This is a genomic window from Mesorhizobium sp. P2_E10 (assembly GCF_056404235.1).
Genome location: NZ_JBFUEK010000007.1, coordinates 294326 through 305994 on the forward strand (window position 1 = coordinate 294326; position 11669 = coordinate 305994).

Annotated in this window: 13 protein-coding genes; 7 read left to right on the forward strand and 6 right to left on the reverse strand. The window is 62.7% G+C overall.

The window, feature by feature from the left end:
- Positions 1 to 80: 80 nt before the first annotated feature.
- Entirely contained in the window at positions 81 to 587 is a 507-nt protein-coding gene (gene ruvX / locus AC1D0N_RS20840; protein ID WP_477247164.1) for a Holliday junction resolvase RuvX, read from the forward strand.
- On the opposite strand, the gene AC1D0N_RS20845 is transcribed toward ruvX, so the two are convergent.
- The 3 genes from AC1D0N_RS20845 to AC1D0N_RS20855 form a co-directional block, all read right to left on the reverse strand.
- Complete coding sequence (locus AC1D0N_RS20845) at positions 505 to 846, reverse strand: DUF6105 family protein (RefSeq protein ID WP_477247166.1); 342 nt, start codon at positions 844 to 846, stop codon at positions 505 to 507. The genes ruvX and AC1D0N_RS20845 overlap by 83 nt on opposite strands.
- Positions 846 to 1406 carry a hypothetical protein gene (locus tag AC1D0N_RS20850; protein WP_477247168.1) on the reverse strand — a complete coding sequence of 187 codons (561 nt, stop codon included), beginning with the start codon at positions 1404 to 1406 and terminating at the stop codon, positions 846 to 848. Before AC1D0N_RS20850 ends, AC1D0N_RS20845 begins: the two co-directional genes overlap by 1 nt.
- Before the next feature lie 133 nt (positions 1407 to 1539).
- A complete protein-coding gene (locus AC1D0N_RS20855) occupies positions 1540 to 3168 on the reverse strand; it encodes a DNA alkylation response protein (protein WP_477247170.1) in 1629 nt (542 codons plus the stop codon).
- A 178-nt stretch (positions 3169 to 3346) separates the two neighbouring features.
- Here AC1D0N_RS20855 and AC1D0N_RS20860 point away from each other — a divergent pair, with 178 nt between their 5' ends.
- Genes AC1D0N_RS20860 through dprA form a run of 4 tightly spaced genes read left to right on the forward strand, consistent with a single transcriptional unit; the run spans position 3347 to position 7354 of the window.
- Positions 3347 to 4312, forward strand: coding sequence for an aspartate carbamoyltransferase catalytic subunit (locus tag AC1D0N_RS20860; RefSeq protein WP_477247172.1), 966 nt, complete (start codon positions 3347 to 3349; stop codon positions 4310 to 4312).
- Positions 4309 to 5595, forward strand: coding sequence for a dihydroorotase (locus tag AC1D0N_RS20865; protein WP_477247174.1), 1287 nt, complete (start codon positions 4309 to 4311; stop codon positions 5593 to 5595). Before AC1D0N_RS20860 ends, AC1D0N_RS20865 begins: the two co-directional genes overlap by 4 nt.
- A gap of 47 nt (positions 5596 to 5642) precedes the next feature.
- Positions 5643 to 6224 (forward strand): glycerol-3-phosphate 1-O-acyltransferase PlsY, encoded by a 582-nt coding sequence (plsY, locus tag AC1D0N_RS20870; protein WP_477247175.1) that lies wholly within the window; start codon positions 5643 to 5645, stop codon positions 6222 to 6224.
- Entirely contained in the window at positions 6221 to 7354 is a 1134-nt protein-coding gene (gene dprA / locus AC1D0N_RS20875; RefSeq protein ID WP_477247177.1) for a DNA-processing protein DprA, read from the forward strand. Before plsY ends, dprA begins: the two co-directional genes overlap by 4 nt.
- A 70-nt stretch (positions 7355 to 7424) precedes the next feature.
- On the opposite strand, the gene AC1D0N_RS20880 is transcribed toward dprA, so the two are convergent.
- The 3 genes from AC1D0N_RS20880 to AC1D0N_RS20890 form a co-directional block, all read right to left on the reverse strand.
- Entirely contained in the window at positions 7425 to 8567 is a 1143-nt protein-coding gene (locus tag AC1D0N_RS20880) for a hypothetical protein (RefSeq protein WP_477247179.1), read from the reverse strand.
- Between the two features lie 156 nt (positions 8568 to 8723).
- Positions 8724 to 9263, reverse strand: a complete 540-nt coding sequence (locus AC1D0N_RS20885; protein WP_477247180.1) for a DnaJ domain-containing protein — start codon at positions 9261 to 9263, stop codon at positions 8724 to 8726.
- Between the two features lie 427 nt (positions 9264 to 9690).
- Positions 9691 to 10554 carry a LysR family transcriptional regulator gene (locus AC1D0N_RS20890; protein ID WP_477247182.1) on the reverse strand — a complete coding sequence of 288 codons (864 nt, stop codon included), beginning with the start codon at positions 10552 to 10554 and terminating at the stop codon, positions 9691 to 9693.
- 108 nt (positions 10555 to 10662) lie between these two features.
- Here AC1D0N_RS20890 and AC1D0N_RS20895 point away from each other — a divergent pair, with 108 nt between their 5' ends.
- Positions 10663 to 10890, forward strand: a complete 228-nt coding sequence (locus AC1D0N_RS20895; RefSeq protein ID WP_477247184.1) for a hypothetical protein — start codon at positions 10663 to 10665, stop codon at positions 10888 to 10890.
- A 94-nt stretch (positions 10891 to 10984) separates the two neighbouring features.
- Positions 10985 to 11398 (forward strand): hypothetical protein, encoded by a 414-nt coding sequence (locus AC1D0N_RS20900; protein WP_477247186.1) that lies wholly within the window; start codon positions 10985 to 10987, stop codon positions 11396 to 11398.
- Positions 11399 to 11669 lie beyond the last annotated feature (271 nt).

Consider the following 11669-nt stretch of genomic DNA (forward strand, 5'->3'; position numbering starts at 1 on the left):
GACGGCCCTGAGATCAAAGGGTTACTGTGTCCGTTGCGCGTTTGACAAAACACGTGGTGGTGAAGGGCGAAGGAAGACCATTGGGCATCATCCGCATCGAGGAATTGCCAACCCGGCTCGCTGGCGGCAAGACGCTGGCGGGGCTCGATCTCGGCGACAAGACGATCGGAGTCGCGGTCTCAGACCGCGGCCTTTCCTTCGCCCACCCGCGCCCGGTCGTCATGCGCAAGAAATTCTCGCTTGATGCAGCGGTGCTGCTTGCCCTGCTGCAGAAGGACAATGTCGGCGCTATCGCGCTCGGCCTGCCGGTCAACATGGATGGGTCGGAAGGTCCGAGGGCACAGAAATCACGCGCCTTCGTCCGCAACATGGCTGCCCTATCCGACCTGCCGTTCGTGCTGTGGGACGAGCGGCTGTCGACGGTCGCGGCCGAGCGAACGCTGATCGAGATGGATTTCTCGCGAAAGAAGCGCGCCGGCAAGATCGATTCGGCGGCAGCCGCCTTTATTCTGCAGGGAGTCCTTGACCGTCTTCAGTCGCTCGCGGCAAGCGCTCGGACGCAACCGGATCCATCCACTGGGTCCTGATCCAGGCGGCAATCTTGCGACGGCGGCGGAACGCCCACAGCGCCATCAGCAAGAACCCGTCGAAGACGCAGGCTCTTGCGACCATGCCGGGAATGATTGCCGGATCGATGCCCAGCATCTGACCGTAGAGCTCGAAAACGAAGTCATGCAGCCGGCGGCTGAGCATGACATAACCGAAATTGATGTCGTTGAGCGACAGGTAGAACCAGCCCCAGAACAAAGCCATGGGGGCCGCCCAGAGCGCGAACAGAGTGCGCATCAGCGGCCATCCCTCGAGCTGGTGTTCGATCGACTGGAAATGCGCGACAGCAACGAGCCGTGCGCCGCGCCCCTGGCCATGACATGTGCCGCGGTACGGATCTCGCCGTCGACTGCCACGGCTGAGGCAAATGCCGAGCGCCGCTCGGCAAGCATGGCGACGTAGGACGCCAGAAGGGCTGCCAGTTGCACGGCGACAACCATGAACAGCCCGTTGATGCCTTGCGCGGCGCCGCCGATCAGGATCAGCGACAACACACCGGAGGCGGAAATGAAGGCGATGCGCACCACGCTGTCGGCGGCATCTGGATTGGTCGCGACGTTAACCAAGGTCTCGACGAAGGCCCAGCAGAACAGCACCGCCACGACCAGCAGCGCGACGGCCAGCGGCGCCACGACGGCAGCGTTTTCGAGATCAGCGAAACGTGTGTCCTGGACGGCGACGCCCAGCACGCCGAGAGCAGCCGCAACACCGCGGTTTCCATCGATGCAGATGAACGCCAGCAGGGCGAAAACGGCTGCCCAGTGCAATGCCAGAAAGGAGGTCAGAATATGCCGCATGGAGTCCCTGCCTTGGTAGCAAAGACAGTGGGCGTTGCCGCTCGCCGCCGCAATGGAAACCATTTGTTAAGGTTAACGGCCGTCCACAGGTGCGCGAACTTTTTGGCGTCTTCGTGCGCCCCTTGGGTCCTGCCTAGTTCACCGGCGGATAGAGCGTGTCGATGATCATGCGCGCATCGTGGCGTGAATCGAGCATGCCGTAGGTGTTGCGCCACTGGCCTGCGAGCCGCGTTTCGACGAAGGCATCGGCGATCCGCCCTGCCCCCAGCCTGCGAAGCTCAGCAGCCGCAGCCGACAGCGCCAGTTGCTCGGTCAAAAGACGGGCCGAACCTTCATCGGTCGCGGCGACCTGCATTGCCGCCTTGAGCACGCTGATTGTGCCGCGTCCACCGGCGCCGAGATCGCGGTCGATGCCGGCCAGCACGTCCTCGAACAGGCCCGGCGCGCGGCCAAGCACGCGCAGCACGTCAAGCGCCATGACATTGCCGGAGCCTTCCCAGATCGCGTTGACCGGGGCTTCGCGATAGTAGCGGGCGAGCGGCGCTTCCTCGACATAGCCATTGCCGCCGAGGCATTCCATCGCCTCGTAGAGCAGTGGCGGCGCGATCTTGCAGACCCAGTATTTGACGACCGGCGTCATGGCGCGGGCGAACGCAGCCTCGCCGCGATCGCTGGCAGCCTCATCGAAGGAGCGCGCCAGCCGGAACGACAGCGCGGTGGCGGCGGCGACGTCGAGCGCCATGTCGGCCAGCACGCGCTGCATCAGCGGCTGCTCAATCAGCGGCGAACCGAACACCTGGCGATGACGGGTGTGATGGACAGCCTCGGCCAGCCCTGCCCGCATGATCGCCGACGAGGCGACGGCGCAGTCGAGCCTGGTCAGTGTGACCATGTCCATGATCGTCTTGACGCCCGCCCCCGGCTCCCCGACCATCTCGCCGATGGCGTTGACGAACTCGACCTCCGAGGACGCGTTGGAGCGGTTGCCGAGCTTGTCCTTCAGCCGCTGAAAGCGGAAGCCGTTGCCCGATCCGTCACCCAGGATGCGCGGAACGAGAAAACACGAGAGACCTTCCGGCGCTTGCCCGAGCACAAGAAACGCATCCGACATCGGCGCCGACATGAACCATTTGTGGCCGGTCAGGCGATAAAATCCGCTGCCGGCACGCTCGGCTCGGGTGACGTTGGCGCGCACATCGGTGCCGCCCTGCTTTTCGGTCATGCCCATGCCGAGCGTCAGCCCGGTCTTTTCGACCGGCGGCTTCTGGCTCTGGTCGTATTTGCGCGTCGTCACCCTGGGCGCCCATTCGCGAAACAGCTTTGGGCTGGCCATCAATGCGGCGAGCGAAGCGCTGGTCATGGTGATCGGGCACAGATGCCCGGTCTCGAGCCCCGCGGTGAGGTAGAAACGGGCGGCGCGCACCTGATGGCGGCGGCCGATCTCGGCGTCGCCATTTTCCCAGATCGAGGAATGCAGGCCGTTGGCGACCGAGCGGCGCATCAGCGCATGATAGGCGGGATGGAACTCGACCTGGTCGATCCGGCGGCCCTGGCGGTCATGGGTCCTGAGCTTCGGCGTCTCGGCGTTGGCGAGGCGGGCGAGCTCCTGCGCCTCATGCGTCAGCACGAAACGGCCGAGGCTGTCGAGATCCTTGCGTACCGGATCGGAAAAGCGCTCGGCGAGCTGGATCAGCAACGGATCGCCGCGCCAGGCGTTGCCGCCTGCCAGCGGCGGCGGCTGGTTGGTCACGTCGTCGGTCACGCCCAATCCTTCTATCGGCAGAAAGGCCCTTATCGTCAGAAGGCCACGAATCCGAAGCCATCGGCTAGATATAGCCGAAGCCAGGCGGCGCGCGCGACGAAAATACCGGGGAGAAAGGCTTCAATCCAAAGCTGGTGCTTGCAGCCGGGAAATCTCCACCCTATAGCAGCGCCTTGAGATGACCGACGCTTCGTCCCTGCCACTCTATCCCCACCGCCATCTTCTGGGCATCCGCGATCTTTCCCCCGCCGACATCGAGCTGTTGCTCGACCGCGCGGACCGGGCGGTCGCGATCTCTCGGCAGTCCGAGAAAAAAACCTCGACGCTGCGCGGGCGCACGCAGATCAACCTCTTCTATGAAGCCTCGACGCGCACGCAGTCGTCGTTCGAGTTGGCAGGAAAGCGGCTCGGCGCCGATGTCATGAACATGTCGGTGGCGAGCTCTTCGGTGAAGAAGGGCGAGACGCTGATCGACACGGCGATGACGCTGAACGCCATGCGCCCAGACATATTGATCATTCGCCACCAGTCGGCGGGGGCGGCAGCATTGCTGGCGCAAAAGGTCGGCTGTTCGGTGGTCAATGCCGGCGACGGCGCGCATGAACACCCGACACAGGCGCTGCTCGACGCGCTGACCATCCGCCGCGCCAAAGGACCGCTGTCGAAGCTAATCGTGGCGATCTGCGGCGACATCCTGCATTCGCGCGTGGCGCGCTCCAACATCATGCTGCTCAACGCGCTTGGCGCACAAGTGCGTGTCGTCGCGCCTTCGACGCTGCTGCCCACCGGCATCGAAAAAATGGGCGTCATCGTCACCCGCTCGATGGCCGAAGGCCTCAAGGGCGCCGATGTGGTGATGATGCTGCGCCTGCAGCGCGAGCGCATGGAAGGCGCCTTCGTGCCATCGGTGCGGGAGTATTTCCGCTATTTCGGCCTCGATGCCGAGAAACTGAAGGCGGCCAAGGATGGCGCGCTGGTCATGCATCCCGGCCCGATGAACCGCGGCGTCGAGATCGCCTCGGAAATCGCCGACGGCCCGCAGAGCGTCATCCAGGAACAGGTCGAGATGGGCGTTGCCGTGCGCATGGCGGTGATGGAGGCGCTACTCGATCCGCGCCGCAACCATGAGGGCCGCGGCGCATGAGCACAACGGTCTTCAGCCGCGCCCGCATCATCGACCCGTCGCGCGGCGTCGACGAGACAGGCACGGTCATTGTCGACGGGAAAAAAATCCTTGCCGCCGGCAAAGCTGCCTTGAACCAGGGCGTGCCGGAAGGTGCGGCCGTCATCGACTGTACCGGCAAGGCGATCATTCCCGGCCTGATCGACGCTCGCGTCTTCATCGGCGAACCGGGCGGCGAGCACCGCGAGACCATCGCTTCGGCCAGTGTGGCGGCGGCAGCCGGCGGCGTCACCTCCATCGTCATGATGCCCGATACCGATCCGGTGATCGACAATGTCGCGCTGGTCGAGTTCGTGCTGCGCACCGCCAAGGACACAGCCGTCGTCAACATCTTTCCGGCGGCGGCGATCACCAAGGGTCTCGCGGGCCGCGAGATGACCGAGTTCGGCCTGTTGCGCGAGGCCGGTGCCGTCGCCTTCACCGACGGACGCCATACAATATCCAGCGCGCTGGTGATGCGCCGGGCGCTGACCTATGCGCGCGATTTCGGCGGCGTGATCGCGCATGAGACCCAGGACGCCGATCTCGCCTCATCAGGGGTGATGAACGAAGGTCTCTATGCCAGCTGGCTCGGCCTTGCCGGCATTCCCCGTGAGGCCGAATCGATCCCGCTGGAGCGCGATCTGGCGCTGGCGCGGTTGACACGCGGCGCTTACCACGCGGCCAAGATTTCGACGGCGATGGCGGCGCAAGCGGTGACGCGGGCGAAAGCCGACGGCGCCACTGTCACGTCGGGGGTGGCCATTCACAATCTGTCGCTCAACGAGAACGACGTCGGGGAATACCGCACCTTCTTCCGGCTGACACCGCCGCTGCGCGCCGAAGAGGACCGGCTGGCGATGATCGAAGCGGTCAGGGACGGCACGATCGACATCATCGTCTCCTCGCATGATCCACAGGACGTCGACACCAAGCGCCTGCCCTTCGCCGACGCGGCAGCCGGCGCCATCGGTCTGGAAACGCTGCTGGGGGCGGCGCTGCGGCTCTATCACAATGACGACGTAACGCTGCTCAGGCTGATCGAGACCCTGTCCACTGCGCCGGCGAAACTGTTTGGCCTGCCGGGCGGCACGCTGAAGCCGGGGGCGGCCGCGGATCTGGCGCTTGTCGATCTCGACGAGCCGTGGATCGTCAACGAAAGCGGCATTCGCTCGCGCTCGAAAAACACCTGTTTCGAAGGCGCGCGCCTGCAAGGCAAGGTCTTGCAAACGCTGGTTGCGGGACGCACAGTGTTTTCGGCATAGGTCGGCTGCGCCGATCCGCAGGACCACGAAATACGGGGGGGGAAACAATGGGTTACGTCCTGGCGCTGGTGTTCGGCTATCTGCTCGGCTCGATCCCGTTCGGGCTGTTGATCACCCGTGCTGCCGGCCTCGGCGATGTGCGCAAGATCGGCTCCGGCAATATCGGCGCCACTAACGTGCTGAGAACGGGCAGCAAGGGGCTGGCCGCCGCGACGCTGCTGCTCGATGCGCTGAAAGGCACGGCGGCCGTGCTGATCGCAGGTCATTTTGCGCCTGAGCTTGGGCTCTGGGCCGGTCTCGGCGCCTTTTTCGGCCATCTCTTTCCGGTCTGGCTCGGCTTCAAGGGCGGCAAGGGCGTGGCCACCTATCTCGGCGTGCTGATCGGCCTTGCCTGGCAGGTGGCGCTGATCTTCGCCGTCGTCTGGCTGGCGATGGCCTTCCTGCTCCGCTACTCGTCGCTGGCAGCGCTGACGGCGGCGGTCGTCGTGCCCATCGCGCTTTACTTCCTGAGCACGCCGCAGACTGCAGGGCTGTTCCTGGTGATGAGCCTGATCGTCATCTTCAAACACCGGGAAAACATCTCACGGCTTCTGGCTGGCAGCGAGGGCAAGATCGGAGCCAAGGGGTGAGCAAGCCTGCCGGGCCGCGTCTCAGCGACCGGCAGCGGCTGAGCTGGCTGCGCCTGATCCGCACGCAAAATGTCGGCCCCGCCTCGTTTCGCGGCCTGATCAACCGCTTCGGTTCGGCTGAGGCGGCACTGGAGATGCTGCCCGAGCTGATGATTTCCGGCGGCGCCAAAAAGATCGTCCGCATTCCTTCCCTTGCCGAGGCCGAGGCGGAACTGGAGGCGGCCGGCCAGGCCGGCGCCCGCTTCGTCGGGATCGGTGAAGCCGACTATCCGCCGCTCTTGAAAAACATGGACAATCCGCCGCCGCTGCTGGCGGTCAAGGGCGAAGGCGCGGTGTTCCGGCTGCCGGCGATTGCCATTGTCGGCGCCCGCAACGCCTCGCTGGCCGGCATCAAGATGGCGCGGATGCTGGCGGCCGATCTCGGCCGCGACGGCTACAGCATTATCTCCGGCCTCGCACGCGGCATCGACACGGCTGCGCATCAAGGCAGTCTTTCGACCGGCACGGTGGGTGTGCTGGCCGGCGGTCTCGACCTGCCCTACCCGCCTGAGAACATCGGACTGTGCAATGAGATCGCCGAGCGCGGCGGCGCCATCGTTTCGGAAATGCCGTTCGGCTGGCAGCCGCGAGCGCAGGATTTCCCGCGGCGCAACCGCCTCGTTGCCGGCATGGCACTGGGACTGGTCGTGGTCGAAGCAGCACAGCGCTCGGGATCGCTGATCAGCGCCAGGCTGGCCGGCGAGATGGGCCGGCTGGTCTTTGCCGTCCCCGGCTCGCCGCTCGACCCGCGCTGCGCCGGCACCAATGGACTGCTCAAGGATGGCGCCACGCTGGTCACCGAGGCATCCGATATTTCCGGCGCCATCGCGCCACTGGCCGGTTCGCGGGCGCCAAGGACAGCGCCGCTGGAAGAGCCGCCCGACTTCTCGGCAACGCCACCGCCGGGCGAGGACGAGCGAACCGGTGTGCTCGAAGTGCTCGGGCCGACGCCGGTGGCGGTGGACGAGATCATTCGCCATACCGGCCTCCACGCCGCCCAGGTTTCCATGGTGCTGTTGGAGCTCGACCTTGCCGGCCGGCTGGAGCGCCACGCCGGCGGCAATGTCTCTCTGGTTTTCCAAGGTTCTTGAATTCCTGAGATATCCGCCAGCCGTTCTGCGGAGGCGACTGGCCTCTGGCTTGAACCACGCCAGGCAAGCCCTAGCGGAACAGATACTTCGACACTTCCGGATTGCCGCGACGCCACATGACGTTGTCGAGGAAGTAGTGGTGCACATTGATGAATATCAACACGATGAAGAAGAACAGCGACGAGCCGAGGACTTGCCTGTCGTAGGGGACCAGATTGGTCAGCGTCAGCGGGATCAGCCAGAAACCGAGATATCCGAGTGCTGCGCCCGCGACGATGAATCCCAGGACCCGAAACCTGTAGAGAGGGCCAAGGAAGGACAGGATTTTCAGCGGCGGATCTGCGACAGCGTCCGGACCATCGCGCTCAAAATTGGTCTGGTAGCGCCACACCACCGCCAAGTACTGCAGCGAGTGGAGCGCGGGCACCACAAGCAGCCAGAGCGGGTTTATTCTCACGATCAGGATCCAGAGGTAAAGCGACGCGACATAGGCCACGACGCCGTTATACGGCAGCTTGCCACCGTTCTTCCGCCAGCGATTGACCAGCATCAAAACCGTAGCCGCCGTGGACGCTATGGCCGCCAGCAGGGCAATGTTGGAGATCCAGGAAGGGGCAGCGAATGTGTAGTAGTCCAGGTCGTAGTATTTTCCCTGGGTGACGGCCGTGTTTGTCTGGAGCCATGCGAAAATCCATACGGCATAGCTGTTGAAGAGCAGCACCTTCTTGTCCCGGTCGTCGAAGAATTTGCGCTTCAGGACGGCATCCACCATCAACATGCCGTAGCCTTGCTTGACGTAGTGCCAGCCGACAAAAAAGAACATCGCGTTGGCCGCATAGCCGAGCAGGCGCGTGTTCGCTGCCGCGGCGCTGTAGGCGAAGAAACCGGCCATGATCAGGGGGACGACGATGCCCGCGAATATGTAGCGGATCTGCAGGCTCCTGTCGTAGCCGTCGCCGCTCACCTTGCGCCCGAAATTGCGGTAGAAAAGTTGGTAGGAGTGAGCGAAGTGAGGGTAGTTCACGAGATAGGCCACAAATACCATCGTTGCGGCCAAGGCACCTTCGTACTCGAGCGGCACCAGAAACAGAACCGGCAGAATGAGAAACGCGCTGCCGCCAAGCATGAGGAAATCGGCGACCGGACCGAAGAGATATTTGTCGGGTGCCGCCGCCGTAGGAGCAACAGCATCCGCCGAAAGCTGAAGTGCCATGTTCGAACCCTCCCCTGGGAAGGTTGAGTTTAGCCAGCGACCAGTCTGGCGACAAGGTGAGGATTGGCGCTGTGCACCCAATGCAGGCCGTCTTCAAGCGCCGGCCAGACGGCTGGTTCGTGGGGCGCGGGCAAGCCAAGGCGGGCTAGCCCTTCACTAGTGAGGATGGTCCAGCAGCCTGGTAACGGTGACATCACGCCGATATTCGGAGTTCGCGCGATCTATGCCTTCAATAGTGATCGCAATGGTTCCGTTTTCGATCCTCGAAATCCAGCCTTTCGCCTTCATATACCAGATATGAAACTCCAGATGTTCACGAGGGCAGCCTGACAATCGTTCGATTTCCACGTCGCCAATGCCCGGATCGTTGACATCCTTTCGACGTTTTACATATAGCAACGTGAGAACTTTAGCCTGAATGACGCTATCTCGTTCGATGCCCTTAGTGTCGGTGGCTTCCTGGGTCAGCTCGCGATGTATATTCATCTGCTCATTGTAGTGAATATCGTATTGCGCGCGCTTGACGGGATCTTTGAGCGTATCATGCGCCTCCACGATTTCGCTGAAGCGCGCTTCGTCCCCGGTATTCTGGTTGTCGGGATGATAGCGCATGGCAAAATAGCGAAACACGCGTTCTATCGTTTCTGAGTTAGCGTTTCGACTGACTTCCAAAAGCTCGTAGTAGTCAACGAACATAATCGGCTCCCTCTCGGCGCAATTGTATATGCGAATTCGCTGAAAAAGGAACGGGCAATGGATACCTATGGTCGTGAGGCGCTACGCCCCCAGTTGCCTGGTGGGGCGCTGCTCAAGACGGTGAAGGAGATCACCGGCAAGGATGCACCTTTCATAAGTGGAACGGGACGGGGATGGTGCATCCCCAATGCTTGAAGGCAGGGAGAAGATGGCCGGCGCCGCGGGGCGTGTTGGGGTGCCTATGGGGAAGGCGCCGGCCAGGCGGGAAATGGGGTCCGCCGCCGACATAAGCTAGCAGACGGGCCGCAGTTGCATATGGTGTGATCGCGGTAGCAATCGCACTCGCAGCTAAGCCGAGAAACATCTGGCAAAATTTGTCGAGCCGAGCCGTTGATCCCGACCCTAGTGCGCGGCGCAGTCCCATCGGTTAGGCAATCGCCGACCGCGCAAACGCATTGCGAATTGCTCGCGCCATGGACTCGACGGCCTCTCCACCCGAACGCATGTTTTGGTGCATCACCACCCTTGCGGCATCGGTATCGCCGAAGCCGTCCGCCAGGGTGAGTTCCCGGCAGCCGATGGGAATGTTGCTGCGCGAGAACGGCGCGATTGCCAGCCCGGACTGGACGGCGACCCCGAGGTTTCCGATGGTGGAGCACCGAACCGCCACCCGGTAAGGCAGGCCCCGGACGTCGAGCAGCCGCATGGCGAAATCGGAACATTCCGGGTCGTCGGAGATAGCAATCGGGATAGGTCTTTGTTCGTGCAGGGCATGAGCATCGGACGTGATCCAGACCGTGGGATCGGTCATCAGAACCTCGCAGTCAGTGAACTCCTGCCACTCGAAGACGACCGCTAGGTCGAGCTCGTCAGCCGCCAAGGCCTGCTTGTTTTGCTTGGATCTGCCGTAGCGTAACGAGACCTCGACCTCGGGATGGACCTTTGCGAACGCTTCAAGCGCGGGGGGCAACACGGAAACACCATACTCCTCCGGAATCCCGAGGCGAACCCGGCCGATGAGCGGCGGTGCGCCCATAGATGCGGTCGTCTCGTCGATGAGCGAGACGATGCGCCGGGCATTCGAAAGCAACTGATCGCCTTTCAGCGTCAGCGCGACGCCACGCGGACCACGCACGAAGAGCGGCGCGCCGATCTCCTCCTCAAGCCGCTTGATCTGCATGCTGACTGCGGACTGCGTTCGATGCACGGTCTCCGCTGCCCTGGTGAGGGTGCCGGTGTCGGCGACGGCGAGGAAGGTGCGCAGCAACTCGGGGTCCAGCGGGTGTAGCATTGCCTGCCTTGGGTATCACAGTTGCTGATAGCTGCAATAATCACAATTCACTTCTCGAATGTCAAACCGGCTTGTTATCTTCCGCCCATCGATCTTGTGGCGGCTACAATGACCAGTGCAGTGGCACCCCTCTTGAATGTCCAACCCCCGTCTCGCCCCGCTGACGAGACGGACCGGTCGACGTCCCAGAACGACCCGGAGGTCTATATTGACATTCTCGCTAAGCATGACGACCACCTGATCCGCGATATCGGCCGGACGCGGGAAGACCTGCTGGGATTGGCGAAAGCCTTCTGGTCGGAGTGGCTGAAACAGAAAACGCCCTGGCAGCTTTAGTCCGGCGGCTGCGTTACCCCTTGGCATTGGTGCCAATTTCAGGAATATAATCCTCCCGTTGCGGCGATCCCCTCAAACGGAGTTCGCCATTCCCATGACCATGAAATACCCCTTCGTCGAGGACACGCTCGGCAAAAAGCTGCAGGCCGGATCGGGACTTTCGGTCGACTGCATGACCTGCCATCGAAACGTGAAGCTCGACGTCAAAGCGCTCGTCGATCGCCTGGGTGAAGATCACGGCTGCATGCATTGGGATCTGATCAAGGTGCTGTTCTGCCAGCCCTGCCGCGAGGCCGGACGCGGCGATCGGAACCTCGCCTTCATGACCACCGCAGAGCGCAGACGCCGCGATAATCAGGCGCTCGCGAAGGAAATCGCCAAAAATGCTCCAGAAGTTCCATTGCCATTTGGAGGACGCGTAGGCCTCCACCTGAACAAGTATTCGACGATCTACACGATTGCGGGTGTCATAGTGACCATTGTCTCGATCGCGATGGCCTTTATCTGAGACAAGCCCTCCGACGTTGAGCGCCCCGTGGGTCGGTCAAAATCCCCCGGGTATGGTCACTTGAAACTCCCCCACCTGATGATCACCGGCAGCGCTACTGAACAGCGGTAGCCGGTAAGGCAGGACGTTTATTTTCATCCCCTTTCATACAGCGAGGGGACCGGGAGTTGAACGTCTTGAAGGCACATCTGCAAAGCACCGTACTAACATTACTTGATCGCAACACCAGCCAGCGCGAGATTCAAAGGCTAACGGGTGTCGACCGCAAGAC

What these genes read in the sequence shown, in the direction of transcription:
- AC1D0N_RS20845 (WP_477247166.1), bottom strand. Translation starts at nt 846, where the DNA reads ATGCGCACTCTGTTCGCGCTCTGGGCGGCCCCCATGGCTTTGTTCTGG.
- plsY (WP_477247175.1), top strand. Translation starts at nt 5,643, where the DNA reads ATGGGTTACGTCCTGGCGCTGGTGTTCGGCTATCTGCTCGGCTCGATC.
- AC1D0N_RS20860 (WP_477247172.1), top strand. Translation starts at nt 3,347, where the DNA reads ATGACCGACGCTTCGTCCCTGCCACTCTATCCCCACCGCCATCTTCTG.
- AC1D0N_RS20895 (WP_477247184.1), top strand. Translation starts at nt 10,663, where the DNA reads ATGACCAGTGCAGTGGCACCCCTCTTGAATGTCCAACCCCCGTCTCGC.
- AC1D0N_RS20880 (WP_477247179.1), bottom strand. Translation starts at nt 8,567, where the DNA reads ATGGCACTTCAGCTTTCGGCGGATGCTGTTGCTCCTACGGCGGCGGCA.
- AC1D0N_RS20865 (WP_477247174.1), top strand. Translation starts at nt 4,309, where the DNA reads ATGAGCACAACGGTCTTCAGCCGCGCCCGCATCATCGACCCGTCGCGC.
- AC1D0N_RS20885 (WP_477247180.1), bottom strand. Translation starts at nt 9,263, where the DNA reads ATGTTCGTTGACTACTACGAGCTTTTGGAAGTCAGTCGAAACGCTAAC.
- AC1D0N_RS20900 (WP_477247186.1), top strand. Translation starts at nt 10,985, where the DNA reads ATGACCATGAAATACCCCTTCGTCGAGGACACGCTCGGCAAAAAGCTG.
- AC1D0N_RS20890 (WP_477247182.1), bottom strand. Translation starts at nt 10,554, where the DNA reads ATGCTACACCCGCTGGACCCCGAGTTGCTGCGCACCTTCCTCGCCGTC.
- AC1D0N_RS20850 (WP_477247168.1), bottom strand. Translation starts at nt 1,406, where the DNA reads ATGCGGCATATTCTGACCTCCTTTCTGGCATTGCACTGGGCAGCCGTT.